This is a genomic window from Stenotrophomonas sp. YJH_SMC_101-4, from assembly GCF_059370395.1.
In genome coordinates, this window is record NZ_JCAFTP010000005.1 from 419,211 (window position 1) to 434,487 (window position 15,277).

Consider the following 15,277-nt stretch of genomic DNA (forward strand, 5'->3'; position numbering starts at 1 on the left):
TGTATCGGATGTGGCGGCGGGTCAGCCCGGCGAGCCGGTGCGGATCACCACGTACTGCTTGCGGAATTCCAGCCCGGCCTGCGGCCAGCTGGCCGCGTAGGCGCGCAGCAGGGGCAGGGCGGCGGCAAAGTCGTGGCCATTGACCCGGCAATCGGCCTCGCACAGGCCATCGGCATCGCGCGAGGCGAACAGGCGGATGGCCAGGAACTGGCGGGCTTTCAGCAGCTCGTCGAAGGCGTCCATGCTGCGGGTGAACAGGCAGCAGGGGCAGGAACCATGATCGTCTTCGCTGCAGGTGGAGGCATCCACTTCCTGTGCACGGTAGTGCGCCAACGGCCCCAGCACCACGGTGCGCTGGTGTTCCTCGCCATTGTCACCGGCCGGATAGGTCAGGCCCATCATCGGCAGGCCCTGTGCGTCTTGGGCGCCGATCGCGGTCTGCAGGGTCACCAGGTCCACTCGGGCCCAGGCCTGGAAGCCGGACAACAGCGATGCCTGCTCATCGGCACCATTTGCGTGCTGGTACTCGAACAGGCCATCGGCGAACAACTGCGGATGCTGGCTTTCGATGACGGTGGAGGTCTGCCAGCCACCGTTGTCGCGCGCGTGTGCGGCCATTGCATGCGGGGTCAGGCGCAGGCCGCTGTCCAGCAGCAGCGCGCCGCCGTCGACGCGACTGGCGATGCCGGCGTCCTGCAGGACCTGCTGCAGCAGCGGGAGGAGGGCGGCGGAGGTCGTGGTCATGTCAGGCCTGTGGGTGGATGGGGTGAAACATCCAGGCAGGGCCTGGGGATCTAGCGGTCGAGCGCGTCGAGTTCGGCGCGATATCGCAGCGCGTCGGGCTGCTGCTGCGGATCGTTGCCGTGGTCGCGCAGCCAGGTTTCCAGCTCGCGGCGATAGTCCGCGCGGAAACCGGCATTGCCCGGGCTGAAGTGCAGCTTGCGTGCCGCCACCTCCACGCGCTCGCGCGCAGTGGCACGGGCCTGGGCGATGCCGTGCGGGGATTCGTTGGTGAGGATGACGAAGTTGCGCGGGAAACCCGGCGTGTACTTCACCACGAATGGCTGGTCGGGCGCCGGGATGCGGATGGCATTCTCCAGCGGCCACAGTGAGGCGGTGTTGGTGTGGAACACCACTTCCACATCGCGGCCTTCGGCAGTGCGCAGTACCGCTTCGTAGCGCCAGATGTACTGCTCGTTCATCGTCGAGCTGGTCCGCTCGGACTTCACGATCACCGCTTCACCGCGCTCGCCCACCACGTTGAGGAAGGCGGCGTTGAGAAAGTGGCCGAGGAAGATGTTGAGCATCGCCAGCGGGAACACCACGATGGCGTAGCCCGGAAAGCGCCGCCACCACGAGACCAGCCCGGCCAGCACCATCGCCGAAAAGAACGTCAGCAGCGGATGCTGCGAGATGAACCAGAGCAGGGCGGACAGGGCGGTGATCATCGTCGGGTTCGTGCGGGCGCCTTCCCGGCGCCCGCGCAGGTCCTCAGGCCGACCAGGTGTCGCGCAGGGTCACGCTGCGGTTGAACACCGGCTTGGCCTCGGTGTGGTCGCGGCGGTCGGCGACGAAGTAGCCGGTACGCTCGAACTGGAACGACTGCTCCGGCGCGGCGCTGGCCGCGGCCGGCTCGACATAGCCGGTGACGGTGCGGCGCGATTCCGGGTTGAGGTAATCGCGGTAGGTCTTGCCTTCCGATTCGTCGTCCGGGTTCGGCACCGAGAACAGGCGGTCGTACAGGCGGATCTCGGCCGGTACGCCGTGCACGGCGCTGACCCAGTGGATGGTGCCCTTGACCTTGCGGTTGGCGCCTTCCATGCCCGGACGCGATTCCGGATCCAGCCAGCCGCGCAGCTCGGTGATGGTGCCGTCGGCATCCTTGATCACTTCATCGCAGCGGATGATACCGGCACCGCGCAGGCGCACTTCGCCACCCGGGACCAGGCGCTTCCAGCCCTTCGGCGGCACTTCGGCGAAGTCCTCACGGTCGATCCACACTTCACGTGCGAACGGCACCTGGCGGTTGCCGAAGCTCTCGTCCTTCGGGTGGTTGCTGAAGGTCAGCTGTTCTTCGTGGCCTTCCGGCAGGTTGGTCAGCACCAGCTTGACCGGATCGACCACCGCCATGCGGCGCGGTGCTGCGCTGTCCAGGTCTTCGCGCAGCGCGCCTTCCAGCACGCTGAAGTCGATCAGCGAATTCTGCTTGCTGATGCCCACGCGCTCGGCGAACAGGCGCATCGCGGCCGGGGTATAGCCACGACGACGCAGGCCCTGCAGGGTCGGCATGCGCGGGTCTTCCCAGCCGTCCACCAGCTGCTCGGTGACCAGCGCCATCAGCTTGCGCTTGCTCATCACCGTGTAGTTGATGTTCAGGCGCGAGAACTCGATCTGGCGCGGCTTGGCCGCTTCGCGCGGCAGGCCGGCGTCGACCAGCGGCTGGGTCAGCGCATCGTCATGGGCGAAATCGACGTTGTCCACGCACCAGTCGTACAGCGGGCGGTGGTCTTCGAACTCCAGCGTGCACAGCGAGTGGGTGATGCCCTCGATCGAATCACCCAGTGCGTGAGCGAAGTCGTACATCGGGTAGATCGGCCACGCGTTGCCGGTGTTCTGGTGCTCGACGTGCTTGATGCGGTACAGCGCCGGATCGCGCAGGTTGATGTTGCCGCTGGCCATGTCGATCTTGGCGCGCAGGGTACGCGCGCCATCCGGGAATTCACCGGCACGCATGCGGCGGAACAGGTCGAGGTTCTCCTCGACGCTGCGGTCGCGCCACGGCGACGGACGGCCCGGTTCGGTCAGGGTGCCGCGGTAGGCGCGCACTTCCTCGGCCGACAGGTCGCAGACATAGGCCTTGCCCTGTTCGATCAGCTTCTCGGCGGCCAGGTAATAGGTCTGGAAGTAGTCCGAGGCGTGGCGCAGTTCGTTCCAGCTGAAGCCCAGCCAGCGCACGTCGTCCTGGATCGCGGCCACGTATTCCGGATCTTCCTTGGCCGGGTTGGTGTCGTCGAAGCGCAGGTTGCAGACGCCGCTGAACTCACCGGCGATGCCGAAGTTCAGGCAGATCGACTTGGCGTGGCCGATGTGCAGGTAGCCGTTCGGCTCCGGCGGGAAGCGGGTCTTGATCGCCTGGTGCTTTCCGCTGGCCAGGTCCTCGCGCACGATCTGGCGGATGAAATCGCGCTTTTCGTGGCTGTCGGCGGGGGTCTCGGGGCTGGCGGGGGTGTGCTCGGACATGAGTCGGCGAAAAAGAAAGGCAGAAAGACCAACAGTCTAGCGCGTACGGGGCAGGGCTGCCCGGTAGGGCTGGCCGTGGGAATGGTCATGCGCCGTCACCACCACCATTCAGCCCCCGGGCGTATGCTGGAACCCTGTCCCACGGAGCCGCCGCATGCACATCGTGTACAAGGCCGACAACCTGTTCGACGCCCACCTGGTCAAGCACGCGCTGGAAGATGCCGGCATCCCGGCCTTCGTGTTCGGCGAGTCGCTGCTGGGTGGCATGGGTGAGCTGCCGCTGTTCGGCGTGCTGCGGGTGGGCATCCCCGACGCGGCGCGGCCGCAGGCCGAGGACATCGTGGCGGCGCTGGACTTGGGCCACGCGCCGGACGCCCCCATTTCAGATGCAGACGACATAGCCGGACTTCCGGCGTAGGAGCGCATCATGTTGGGAATTGGCGAGGGCATCCTCGGCATCGGCGCCTTCAAGCAGCGCCTGCCGCGCCCGGAAGAAGCACTGCCGGGGCGTGACCAACCGCTGCCGCTGCACAGCAACCAGCACTTCGTGAACAGCCATCCGCTGAAGGACCGTTTCGCCGGCCTGCAGCAGATCCGTTTCGCGCTGGGCTGCTTCTGGGGCGCCGAGCGCAAGTTCTGGACCGAACCGGGCGTGTACAGCACCTCGGTCGGCTATGCCGGCGGCATTACCCCGAACCCGACCTATGAAGAGGTCTGCTCGGGCCTGACCGGCCACACCGAAGTGGTGCAGGTGGTGTTCGACCCGGCGGTGGTGAGCCTGGAGCGGCTGCTTCAGCTGTTCTGGGAGAGCCACGACCCGACCCAGGGCATGCGCCAGGGCAACGACACCGGCACCCAGTACCGCTCGGCGATCCACGCCACCGACGAGGCGCAGTACAAGGCAGCGCTGGCCAGCCGCGAGGCCTACCAGGCGCAGCTGGACGCCGCCGGTTACGGCCCGATCACCACGGAGATCGTGTATCCGGCGCCTGAGTATTACTACGCCGAGGATTACCACCAGCAGTACCTGGCGAAGAACCCGAACGGTTACTGCGGTATCGGCGGCACCGGCGTGAGCTGCCCGATCGGGTTGGATGTGGAGGTGCCGCGCTGACGCGCGGTGGTCCGCCTGCGGCGGGCAGAAGCTGAAAGCAACGGCCAAAGCCAAAGCCAAAGCGGCTCTGGGTTGCTGTGGGTTTGGCGGGAGGGGTACAGATGGCGGGACACGCCGTGAACCCATCCCTGGGGGCTCGGCCACGGCATCCATGCCGTGGACGGTCCCGCCATCTGCACCCGTCCCGCCTTCGACAGTTTCCCGGTGACGGTGGGCAACAGCATTGGGTTACTGACGAACTGATGGAAAACAAAAAGGACGCGGCCTTCGCCGCGTCCTTTTTGTTTGTGAGCACGCGTAGCGCGCGACCCGCTTTTGCTCTTCTTTTCTTTCTTCCGTGGCGGACCGCCGCAGGAAACTGTCGAAGGCAGGGCGGGTGGGTCGTGCAGGGGCGTGAGCCGCATGGATGCGGCGACCGAGCTTACATGGACGTACTTGCAGCGTCCCCTGCATGGCCCACCCGCCCTGCCAATCCCACGATCTGCCTTGCGCGACCCGCCACGAGGGGCTCAGCCGTTGGCCGGAACCCTCACAGTGCCTCGCGGATCCGCTGACGCAGCGCTTCCAGATCCTTGGCAAACGCCTCGATACCGGTCGCCAGCTTCTCGGTGGCCATCGGATCGGCCGCCAGATCCGCCGCGAACTTCGCTGCATCGATCGGGGTCACCGCCACGCCGTCGGCGGCACCGGCCACCAGCTTGCGCGGCAGCGCGCCGTGGTCGGCGTCCAGCTTCTCCAGCAGGTCCGGCGAAATCGTCAGGCGGTCGCAGCCGGCCAGCGCTTCGATCTGCGCGGTCGAACGGAACGAGGCACCCATCACCACCGTCGACGAACCGCGACGCTTGAATTCGGCATACACGCCACGCACGAACTTCACGCCCGGGTCTTCGTCGATGCTGGCCGGGGTCTGGCCGTTGGCCACGTACCAATCGAGGATGCGGCCGACGAACGGCGAGATCAGGAACGCGCCGGCTTCGCTGCAGGCCAGCGCCTGGGTCGGGTTGAAGATCAGGGTCAGGTTGCAGTCGATACCCTCGGCCTGCAGGATGCGCGCGGCTTCCACGCCTTCCCAGGTCGCGGCGATCTTGATCAGGATCTTCTCGCGCGGCACGCCTGCATCAGCGTACATCTGGATGAACTGGCGGGCCTTGGCCACGGTGGCGGCGGTGTCGTAAGCCTGGTCGGCATCCACTTCGGTGGACACGCGGCCCGGCACCAGCGTGCTCAGCAGCGCGCCGACGCCGATGGTCAGGCGGTCGGCCACGGCATGCACCACGGCTTCGCGATCGCCACTCTGCTGGCGGCCCCAGGCCAGTTCGCGTTCGATCAGCTCGGCGTAGACCGGCAGGTCCAGCGCCTTCTTCACCAGGGTCGGGTTGGTGGTGCAGTCCACCGGCTGCAGGCGCTTGATGGCGTCGTAGTCACCGGTATCGGCAACGACCACGGACAGTTCGCGCAGCTGGGACAGTTTGGACGGGGTACTCATTACGGCTCCTGGTGCAGGGGGATCGAATCGCGCGCGGTGCGCAGCGGTAATCAGGGGCGGTCGTTGTGGACCGCGGTCACGCGCAGGCGCAGCTTGCGGCCGCCGGGCGCATTCCAGTCGATGCTCTGGCCGATCGAAAGGCCGAGCAGGGCACTGCCGACCGGGGCCAGCACGGACACCTTGCCTTCATCGACGTTGGCTTCGCGGGGGAAGACCAGGGTCAGGACGTGCTTCTCGCCCGAGACTTCATCTTCGCACTCCACGCGCGAATGCATCATGACGATGCCTTCGGGAATCTGGTCCGGTGCCAGCACGGTGGCACGGTTGAGTTCTTCAGCAAGCGCGAGCGCGGCAGGCGTCTGGCTCAGCGCAGGGGATTCGAGCATGGCGTCCAGGCGGTCCATGTCGAAGGTGGAAACGGTGATCGACGGCGGCAGGCCGCTGGCGGTACTCATGGTGAAGCTCCTTGGTTGAAAGCCATGCAAAAGGCGGCACCTGCTGGCGCCGCCTGTCTGTATTGTGGGGACAAATGCGGCCGGAATCGACTCCTGCCGATTCCAGGCCGGTACTGCGGGGGCTCAGCCGTTCAGCGCGGGGCCGGGCAGGGCGGCAGTGTCGCCGGCGGTGTTGACCGCCTCCAGGGTGAACAGCGCCTGCGGCAGGCGCTTGAACTGGTCGGCCAGCTCCATCAGGAAGTCGTTCATGGCCGAGCTGCGGCGCCAGATCATGGCGATGCGGCGGCTGGGACGGCCTTCGCCGGTGAAATCGAGCAGGCGGATGTTGTTCGAGCGCGGGACCGGCGGTTGCACCGACAGGCTCGGCAGCAGAGTGATGCCGACGTCGGCGGCAACCATCTGCCGCAGCGTCTCCAGGCTGGTGGCGCGGAACTCGGACTTCTCGTTGGCACCGAACAGGCGGCAGACTTCCAGTGCCTGGTCGCGCAGGCAATGCCCGTCTTCCAGCAGCAGCAGCTTCTGCGTGGCCAGTTCCTGCACGTCCAGGTGTTCGCGACGGGCCAGCGGGTGGCGCCCGGAAACAGCCAGCAGGAACGGCTCCTCGAACAGGAATTCGGCGTGCAGCTGGTCGTCGATCACCGGCAGGGCCAGCAGCGCAGCATCGAGTTTGCCTTCGCGCAGGCGGTCGAGCAGCACATCGCTCTTTTCCTCGACCAGCAGCAGTTCCAGCTCCGGGAAGCGATCGCGGATGCGCGGGATCACATGCGGCAGCAGGTACGGGCCCAGGGTCGGGAAGATCCCCAGGCGCACCGTACCGGCTTCCGGGTCGCGGCTGCGTCGCGCCGCTTCCTTCAGCTGTTCCACTTCGGACACGATCACCCGCGCCCGCGCGGCAGCCTCCTGGCCGGCCGGGGTCAGCATCACCTTGCGCGGTGCGCGTTCCACCAGCGGCAGGCCCAGCTCTTCTTCCAGCTTGCGGATCTGCGTGGACAGCGTGGGCTGGCTGACGAAGCAGGAGGCGGCAGCCCGGCCGAAATGCTTGTGGTCGGCCAGGGCTACCAGGTACTTCAGATCACGTAGGTTCATCCTTACACCCCAGGGGTAACGGACCGGCTGACGGCGTGGTTACCCGACAGGCAGACAATGTTCCCGGTGATCTGGGAACGGTGGATCAGGCAGCTTCAGCAACGGCACCGCTGCTGCTGCTCACCGACGAGCGGATCAGGTGGTCGAACGCGCTCAGTGCGGCGGTCGAACCGGCGCCCATGGCGATGATGATCTGCTTGTAGGGTACCGTCGTGCAATCGCCAGCAGCGAACACACCCGGCAGGTTGGTCTGGCCGCGGTCGTCGATGACGACCTCGCCACGCGGCGACAGCGCCACGGTGTCCTTCAGCCACTCGGTGTTGGGCAGCAGGCCGATCTGCACGAAGATGCCTTCCAGCTCGACGCGGTGGGCGTCGCCGCCGACGCGGTCCTTGTAGACCAGGCCGGTGACACGGCTGCCGTCGCCCAGCACCTCGGTGGTCTGCGCGCTGGTCAGCACGGTGACGTTGGCCAGGCTGCGCAGCTTCTTCTGCAGTACTTCATCGGCGCGCAGGCTGGAATCGAATTCCAGCAGGGTCACATGCGACACGATGCCGGCCAGGTCGATGGCCGCTTCCACGCCGGAGTTGCCGCCGCCGATCACCGCCACGCGCTTGCCCTTGAACAGCGGGCCATCGCAATGCGGGCAGTAGGCCACGCCCTTGTTGCGGTACTGGTCCTCGCCCGGCACGTTCATCTGCCGCCAGCGCGCGCCGGTGGACAGGATCACCGAACGCGACTTCAGCACCGCGCCGTTTTCCAGCTGCACCTGCACCAGGCCGTCTTCGCCGGCCGGCACCAGCGCACTGGCGCGCTGCAGGTTCATGATGTCCACCTCGTACTCGCGCACGTGCTGTTCCAGCGCCGTGGCCAGCTTCGGGCCTTCGGTCTCCTTCACCGAAATGAAGTTCTCGATCGCCATGGTGTCCAGCACCTGGCCACCGAAACGCTCGGCGGCGATGCCGGTGCGGATGCCCTTGCGTGCGGCGTAGATCGCTGCTGCCGCACCAGCCGGGCCACCGCCCACCACCAGCACGTCGAAGGCGTCCTTGGCGGCGATCTTCTCGGCATCGCGCTTGCTGGCGTTGGTGTCCAGCTTGGCCACGATCTGCTCGAGGGTCATGCGGCCCTGGTCGAACACTTCACCGTTGAGGTAAACGGTCGGCACCGACATGATCTCGCGCTTCTCGACTTCGTCCTGGAACAGGGCACCGTCGATGGCCACGTGCTGGATGCGCGGGTTGAGCACCGCCGCCAGGTTCAGCGCCTGCACCACGTCCGGGCAGTTCTGGCAGGACAGCGAGAAGTAGGTTTCGAACCGGTACTCGCCTTCCAGGTTCTGCACCTGCTCGATCAGCTCGGCGGTGGCCTTGGACGGGTGGCCGCCCACCTGCAGCAGGGCCAGCACCAGCGAGGTGAACTCGTGGCCCATCGGCAGGCCGGCGAAGGTCAGGTGGATATCCTGGCCCGGCGTGCCCAGGTCGAACGAGGGCACTCGGCCCTGGCCGTCACGCAGCACCTGCAGCGAGATCTTGTCCGACAGGCTTTCCAGGGTCTGCAGCAGTTCCAGCATTTCCTGCGACTTGGCGCCGTCGTCGGCGTGCGCGGTGATCTGGATCGGGCGGGTCACGCGCTCCAGATAGGTCTTCAGCTGCGACTGCAGGTTGGCGTCCAACATCGGGTCATCTCCTGGCTTCAGGCAAACAGGGGGCGTGGCACCGCTGTAGAAGGTAGCGGACCAGCAGGGGGTAGGGGTGAACCCAAGACAGCGACCGTGGAAGGGGCTGGCTGGCCAAGGCTGGCGCGCGTTGGCTGTCTTGGGTTCACCCCCACGCCGGCGGGGGGACCGGCACGGGGATGAAAGGCGCGCGGTGGCGTGGGGCCACGGCAGGCCGGTACTGCTTTAGATCTTGCCGACCAGGTCCAGCGACGGGGTCAGGGTCTTCTCGCCTTCCTTCCACTTGGCCGGGCAGACCTGGTTCGGGTTGGCGGCGGTGAACTGGGCAGCCTTCAGCTTGCGCAGGGTCTCGGAGACGTCACGGGCGATCTCGTTGGAGTGGATCTCCAGGGTCTTGATCACGCCTTCCGGGTTGATGATGAAGGTGCCGCGCAGGGCCAGGCCTTCTTCCGGAATGTGCACGCCGAAGGCATTGGTCAGCTGGTGGGTCGGGTCGCCGACCAGCGGGAACTGGGCCTTGCCGACGGCCGGCGAGGTTTCGTGCCACACCTTGTGCGAGAAGTGGGTATCGGTGGTGACGATGTAGACCTCGGCGCCGGCCTTCTTGAACTCGGCGTAATGGTCAGCCGCGTCCTCGATCTCGGTCGGGCAGTTGAAGGTGAAGGCGGCCGGCATGAAGATCAGGACGGACCACTGGCCCTTCAGGCTGGCGTCGGAAACCTTGATGAACTCGCCATTGTGGTAAGCGTTGGCTTCGAACGGCTGGATCTGGGTGTTGATCAGGGACATCGTTTTTCCTCTGGTGAAGGGGAGTGGGTGAATCGACAGGAGCTAGGTTACCGATTCGCTCGCGATAAGAACAATCCATTGATTGCATCTATTTGATAGATGGAGTCTATCAAAGTGCCATGAGCCAGCACTGAACCATGCCGCTCCCATCCTGCAACTGCTTGTGTGACAAGGAAAATCGCCCGGGATGTGTGGAGAGGGCTGATAGCCCCTCCTTATGTCCTCTGGCGAAACCTGAACGGATTCCAGCTTTTTGTAGCGTCGAGCCATGCTCGACGGTGGATCTGTAAGCCGAGCCGATGCTCGGCTGTGGACCTGTAGAGCAGAGCCTTACGCTCGGCTGTTCCAGAAGTAGCCGAGCATCGGCTCGGCTCTACAATTGAGGGATGTCTTTCCAACCCGAACCCACCCTGCGCCAGATCGTGGCCGAGGCCAGCGCCCGCCTGGGCGGCATCGACGCCCGCCACGAGGCCGAACTGCTGCTGTTGCACGTACTGGAGCGCCCGCGCAGCTGGTTGTTCGCGCACGCCACCGACCCGCTGCCGTCCACCGATCAGGCCACCTTCGAAGCACTGCTGGCCCGCCGCGTGGCCGGTGAGCCGGTGGCCTACCTGACCGGCCGCCGCGGTTTCTGGACGCTGGACCTGGAGGTCGACCCGGCCACGCTGATTCCGCGCCCGGAAACCGAGCTGCTGGTGGAACTGGCGCTCGAGCGCCTGCCGGCCAATCGCGACCTGCAGGTGGCCGACCTCGGCACCGGCAGCGGCGCGATCGCGCTGGCGCTGGCCAGCGAGCGGCCGCAGGCGCAGGTGCTGGCCACCGATGCCAGCCCGGGCGCGCTGGCCGTGGCCAAGCGTAACGCCGCGCGCCATGAGCTGCGCAACGTGCGCTTCGCCGAGGGCGGGCACGACTGGTATGCGCCGCTGCAGGGCGCGCGTTTCGACCTGATAGCAAGCAACCCGCCGTACATCGCCAGCGACGACCCGCATCTGGAACAGGGCGACCTGCGTTTTGAACCGGCCACCGCGCTGGCCTCCGGCGTGGATGGCCTGGATGACATCCGCCGCATCGTCGACGGTGGCCAGGCCCACCTGCTGCCCGATGGTTGGCTGCTGATCGAGCACGGTTGGGACCAGGGCGAGGCGATCCGCGCGTTGTTCGACGCGGCGGGTTTTGCCGAGGTGCAGACCGTGCAGGACCTGGAGCACCGCGACCGCATCACCCTGGGCCGGCGTCCGGCCTAGAATGGGGTTCTCCTGCCCCGGCAGGGCATCACCCTGGAGCTGCAAGCATGCGTACGCTGTACCCCGCCATCACCCCCTACGACGTCGGCACCCTGAAGGTCGACGACCGCCACACGCTGTACTTCGAACAGTGCGGCAACCCGGACGGCAAGCCGGTGGTGATGCTGCACGGTGGCCCGGGCGGCGGCTGCAGCGACAAGATGCGCCAGTTCCACGACCCGTCGAAGTACCGGATCATCCTGTTCGACCAGCGCGGTGCCGGCCGTTCGACCCCGCACGCGGACCTGGTGGACAACACCACCTGGGACCTCGTTGCCGATATCGAGAAGCTGCGCGAACACCTCAAGGTCGATCGCTGGCAGGTGTTCGGCGGCAGCTGGGGTTCGACCCTGGCGCTGGCCTATGCCGAAACCCACCCGCAGCGCGTGACCGAACTGGTCCTGCGCGGCATCTTCATGCTGCGTCGCTGGGAGCTGGAATGGTTCTACCAGGAAGGCGCCAACCGCCTGTTCCCGGACGCGTGGGAGCACTACCTGAAGCCGATCCCGTCGGTGGAGCGTCATGACCTGATCTCGGCCTTCCACCGCCGCCTGACCAGCGACGACGAAACCACCCGCCTGGAAGCGGCCAAGGCGTGGGCGGTGTGGGAAGGCGCGACCAGCTTCCTGCATGTTGATGATGACTTCATCAACAGTCACGAAGATCCGCATTTCGCACTGGCGTTCGCCCGCATCGAGAACCACTACTTCGTCAACGGCGGCTTCTTCGAGGTGGAAGACCAGTTGCTGCGCGACGCGCACCGCATCGCCGATATTCCCGGCGTGATCGTGCACGGCCGCTACGACGTGGTCTGCCCGCTGGCCAATGCCTGGGACCTGACCAAGGTGTGGCCGAAGGCAAAGCTGGAAATCACCCCGGCTTCGGGCCATTCGGCGTTCGAAGCCGAGAACGTGGATGCGCTGGTACGCGCCACCGATAGCTTTGCCTGATCGGTAGTGCCGGCCGCTGGCCGGCAACCGGGAAAGCGTTGGATCGCGCAGACGCCGGCCAGCGGCCGGCGCTACCAGTCCCCGGCCAGCAACGCGTCGGCCAGCACCTGAAGCTTCGGCGAATGCTGGCGCGACGGCGGGTAGATCAACGACAGTTCGCGGCTGCGGCCCTCGAAGGGCTGCAGCACGCGCCGCAGGCGGCCGTCGGCCAACGCATCGGCCACCGCGAAATCCATCACCTGCACGATGCCGATACCGGCGATGGCCGCTTCCACCAGCGGATCGCCGCTGTCGAACACCATCCGCGTCGGTGGCGTGACCTCACGCAGTTGCCCGTCCTGCAGGAACTGCCAGTCCACCAGCCGGCCACTGCGCAGGTTGCGCACCGCCAGGCAGGCGTGATCCTGCAGCGCGGCTACATCGCCCGGTGCGCCACAGCGGGCCAGATAGGCGGGGCTGGCCACCGTCACCCAGCGCAGCGGCCGCAAGGGCCGCGCGACGATGCGCTGGTCGGCGATAACGCCGGTGCGCAGCGCGGCATCGAAACCTTCTTCAACCAGATCGACCAGGCGGTCGCTGAGCACCGCTTCCACCTGCAACTGCGGATGCTGTTGCAGCAACGGCGCCAGCATTGGCACCAGCACCTTGCGGCCAAACATCGACGGCGCGCTGATCTTCAACGTGCCCGAAGGCGTGCATGGGCGGTCGGCCAGTTGCCGCTCGGCATCGTCCAGGCCGGCCAGCAGGGGTGCCACCTGTTCCACGAACTGGCGGCCATCCGGGGTCAGCGCCACGTTGCGGGTGTTCCGCTGCAGCAGCTTCACCCCCAGCGTCGCCTCCAACCGGCCGATCGCGCGGGACAGCCCGGATTGGCTCAGGCCGAGCTGGCCGGCAGCCACCGTGAAGCTGCGCGCCTCAGCCACCTGCACCAGCATGCGCACCGCATTGAGGTCCATCGAGGCTCCATTCATGCGGAAAATCATGACAGATATGGAGGCGGAGGGGTTTATTGATGCGGTCGCATCAATGAGACTGCGTTCCCCCCCCTCGCTCCAACCCACCGATGCCTTCCCTCAAGCACCCGCGCTGGGCGCTGACCCTGCTGGCCACTGCCCAGCTGATCATCGCCCTGGACGCCACCATCATCTTCGTCGCCCTGCACGACATGGGCCGCGCGCTGCAGATCAGCGCGCAGCAGCTGCAGTGGGTGGTCAGTGCCTACACCGTGGCCTTTGGCGGCAGCCTGCTGCTGGGCGGGCGCGCCGCCGACCTGATCGGCCGCCGCCGCTTCTACCGGCTTGGCATGCTGCTGTTCGCGCTGGCTTCGCTGCTCGGCGCGCTGTCACCGAATGCCACCCTGCTGGTCATCGCGCGCGCCGCGCAGGGCGTCGGTGCGGCGTTGCTGTTCCCGGCCACGCTGGCGCTGATCAACACGCTGTACAGCGAAGGTCCGGTGCGCAACCGCGCGCTGGCGATCTGGAGCATGGCCAGCGCGGTGGGCCTGGCGCTGGGCACGCTGCTCGGTGGCGTGCTGACCCAGGCGTTCGGCTGGCCGGCGGTGCTGGCGGTAATCGTGCCGCTGGCCACCGCATGTGCGGTCGCTGCCGGTGCGTGGTTGCCGGCCGATGGCCCACGGGTGCAGGGGCGCTCCTTCGACCTGGCCGGCTGCCTCACCGTCACCGCTGGCGGCAGCCTGCTGGTCACCACCCTGGTGCAAGGGCCGGAGTGGGGCTGGACGGCGCCGGCCACGCTCATCTGCCTGCTGCTTTCAGCAGTACTGCTGACCGTGTTCGTGCAGATCGAGAAGCGCAGCCGTGACCCGCTGATGCAGTTTTCGCTGTTGCGCCTGCCCGGCCTGCGCGCGGCACTGGGCCTGACCTTCGCCTTCATGAGCAGCTACGGCGTGCAGTACTACTTCCTGGCGCTGTACTTCCAGGATGGCTATGGCTGGAGCCCGCTGCAGGCTGGCATGGCGTTCCTGCTGCCGACGCTGGTGTGCACCTTCGGCATCCGTATTGCCGAACGCATGCTGCGGCGCCGTTCGCCACGGCAGGTGCTGGCCTGGGGCTTCGCCGCCGGTGCCATCGGCATCGCCGCGGTGGCGCTGGCAATGCCGCATGGCGCCGGCTACTGGCCGCTGCTGCCGGGCATCGTCGTGCTCAGCATCGGCCAGGGCATGAGCTGGACGGCGATGTGGATCGTGGCCGGGCAGGGCGTGCCGGGACCGCAGCAAGGTGTTGCGTCCGGCATGGCGGCCACCGCCCAGCAGATCGGCGGCGCCTTGGGATTGGCGGTACTGGTGATGATCGCCAACGCCGGGCGCGGCACGCAGGCGGCAACCAGCCCCGATGCCCTGCAGGGCATGGTCAATGCACAGTACGGCGCCGCGCTGTTCGCCGCGCTCGGCGTGGTGATCGCGCTGGGCCTGCGCCCGGCCCCGGTAGACTCGGCAGCGACCGCCTGCCTGAGCACCGACGCATGATCGAACTGCTGGACCTGCAACAGACCCTGCATGCCTTCGCCGCCTGCAACGATGATGATGAGGTGTACGGTTCCTTCGGTTGGGTGCACGCCACCGAGGGCGATCTGCTGCAGGCGCGCTTCTGGTTGCCACCCGATGAGGATGCCGCCTTCGATGAGGACAGCGAGGTCCCGGCTGAAGCGCGCGCGCTGGGCCTGGGCACGTTTCTGGAACCTGCGACGTTTGCGGATGTGCTCGACGTGCAGAAGCGGCAACGCCCGCTGTCGTCGCTGCGGGACTACGCACAGGCGCTGGCATACTACGCCGAGTACGACGCGTTCCAGCAGGTCGAGGGTATCGACGAGGCCCTGGGCGAAGCGGAAGCTGCGGAACAGGTGGCTGCGCGCGAGGCGGGTGTGGGCACAGGCATCTTCGCGTCCTTCGATCTGACGCTGGGAGCGTGCCCGCAGGGGCAGATCAAAGCCGCAGCCCAGTGCGTGGCGCGCCTGCTGGAGATTCCGGTGGGCGAGGCGTTGACGCGCTGCCGCGCGTTGCCGCTGGTGCTGGGTGAAGCGCTGGATCGTCGCCGCGCGCAGGCGATCAAGGATGACTTCGCCGACATCGGCGCGACGCTGCAGGTGCAGGGCTTCAAGCCGTTCCCGTGGATGGACGCGCCTACGCTGCGGTAGCGCCGGGCCATGCCCGGCGGCATTCCGTTGCGCCGCCGCGATGCGG

Annotated in this window: 15 protein-coding genes; 6 read left to right on the forward strand and 9 right to left on the reverse strand. The window is 66.9% G+C overall.

The features are described 5' to 3' along the window. Window positions 1-21: 21 nt before the first annotated feature. The 3 genes from AC5P8D_RS18375 to AC5P8D_RS18385 are packed head-to-tail and all read right to left on the reverse strand — an operon-like array spanning window position 22 to window position 3,240. Complete coding sequence (locus AC5P8D_RS18375; protein ID WP_159359819.1) at window positions 22-744, reverse strand: DUF6348 family protein; 723 nt, start codon at window positions 742-744, stop codon at window positions 22-24. Between the two features lie 50 nt (window positions 745-794). After that, a complete protein-coding gene (locus AC5P8D_RS18380; RefSeq protein WP_010481813.1) occupies window positions 795-1,448 on the reverse strand; it encodes a membrane protein in 654 nt (217 codons plus the stop codon). Between the two features lie 43 nt (window positions 1,449-1,491). After that, window positions 1,492-3,240, reverse strand: coding sequence for a glutamine--tRNA ligase/YqeY domain fusion protein (locus AC5P8D_RS18385; protein ID WP_495203561.1), 1,749 nt, complete (start codon window positions 3,238-3,240; stop codon window positions 1,492-1,494). 154 nt (window positions 3,241-3,394) lie between these two features. Here AC5P8D_RS18385 and AC5P8D_RS18390 point away from each other — a divergent pair, with 154 nt between their 5' ends. Together AC5P8D_RS18390 and msrA are read left to right on the forward strand one after the other, a co-directional pair. Further along, entirely contained in the window at window positions 3,395-3,658 is a 264-nt protein-coding gene (locus tag AC5P8D_RS18390) for a putative signal transducing protein (RefSeq protein WP_010481810.1), read from the forward strand. Window positions 3,659-3,688: 30 nt separating this feature from the next. Next, entirely contained in the window at window positions 3,689-4,354 is a 666-nt protein-coding gene (msrA, locus tag AC5P8D_RS18395; protein ID WP_043398134.1) for a peptide-methionine (S)-S-oxide reductase MsrA, read from the forward strand. A 529-nt stretch (window positions 4,355-4,883) separates the two neighbouring features. Here msrA and AC5P8D_RS18400 read toward each other — a convergent pair. The 5 genes from AC5P8D_RS18400 to ahpC all read right to left on the reverse strand — a co-directional run bounded on the left by AC5P8D_RS18400 (window position 4,884) and on the right by ahpC (window position 9,848). Next, window positions 4,884-5,840, reverse strand: a complete 957-nt coding sequence (locus tag AC5P8D_RS18400) for a transaldolase (protein WP_049480221.1) — start codon at window positions 5,838-5,840, stop codon at window positions 4,884-4,886. A 50-nt stretch (window positions 5,841-5,890) separates the two neighbouring features. Further along, window positions 5,891-6,295 carry a nucleoside diphosphate kinase regulator gene (gene rnk, locus AC5P8D_RS18405; RefSeq protein ID WP_005408156.1) on the reverse strand — a complete coding sequence of 135 codons (405 nt, stop codon included), beginning with the start codon at window positions 6,293-6,295 and terminating at the stop codon, window positions 5,891-5,893. Between the two features lie 123 nt (window positions 6,296-6,418). Continuing rightward, on the reverse strand, window positions 6,419-7,381 hold the full coding sequence (locus AC5P8D_RS18410) for a LysR substrate-binding domain-containing protein (protein ID WP_010481807.1): 963 nt from the start codon (window positions 7,379-7,381) through the stop codon (window positions 6,419-6,421). A gap of 85 nt (window positions 7,382-7,466) precedes the next feature. Further along, window positions 7,467-9,059 carry an alkyl hydroperoxide reductase subunit F gene (gene ahpF / locus AC5P8D_RS18415; protein WP_043398119.1) on the reverse strand — a complete coding sequence of 531 codons (1,593 nt, stop codon included), beginning with the start codon at window positions 9,057-9,059 and terminating at the stop codon, window positions 7,467-7,469. Window positions 9,060-9,284: 225 nt separating this feature from the next. Continuing rightward, entirely contained in the window at window positions 9,285-9,848 is a 564-nt protein-coding gene (gene ahpC, locus AC5P8D_RS18420; protein ID WP_005408159.1) for an alkyl hydroperoxide reductase subunit C, read from the reverse strand. Window positions 9,849-10,234: 386 nt separating this feature from the next. Between ahpC and prmC the strand changes: the two genes are divergently transcribed. Further along, a complete protein-coding gene (gene prmC / locus AC5P8D_RS18425; protein ID WP_054171060.1) occupies window positions 10,235-11,092 on the forward strand; it encodes a peptide chain release factor N(5)-glutamine methyltransferase in 858 nt (285 codons plus the stop codon). Between the two features lie 47 nt (window positions 11,093-11,139). Next, the gene (pip, locus tag AC5P8D_RS18430; RefSeq protein WP_014646006.1) at window positions 11,140-12,081 is read left to right on the forward strand and encodes a prolyl aminopeptidase; all 942 of its coding nucleotides are present in this window, start codon (window positions 11,140-11,142) and stop codon (window positions 12,079-12,081) included. A gap of 71 nt (window positions 12,082-12,152) precedes the next feature. On the opposite strand, the gene AC5P8D_RS18435 is transcribed toward pip, so the two are convergent. Continuing rightward, window positions 12,153-13,037: a LysR family transcriptional regulator gene (locus AC5P8D_RS18435; RefSeq protein WP_495203569.1), complete on the reverse strand. Its 885-nt coding sequence runs from the start codon at window positions 13,035-13,037 to the stop codon at window positions 12,153-12,155. A gap of 107 nt (window positions 13,038-13,144) precedes the next feature. On the opposite strand from AC5P8D_RS18435, the gene AC5P8D_RS18440 reads away from it, so the two are divergent. Both AC5P8D_RS18440 and AC5P8D_RS18445 read left to right on the forward strand, forming a co-directional pair. Next, window positions 13,145-14,563, forward strand: coding sequence for an MFS transporter (locus AC5P8D_RS18440; RefSeq protein WP_495203562.1), 1,419 nt, complete (start codon window positions 13,145-13,147; stop codon window positions 14,561-14,563). After that, window positions 14,560-15,231 carry a DUF7716 domain-containing protein gene (locus AC5P8D_RS18445; protein WP_171953877.1) on the forward strand — a complete coding sequence of 224 codons (672 nt, stop codon included), beginning with the start codon at window positions 14,560-14,562 and terminating at the stop codon, window positions 15,229-15,231. Before AC5P8D_RS18440 ends, AC5P8D_RS18445 begins: the two co-directional genes overlap by 4 nt. Window positions 15,232-15,277 lie beyond the last annotated feature (46 nt).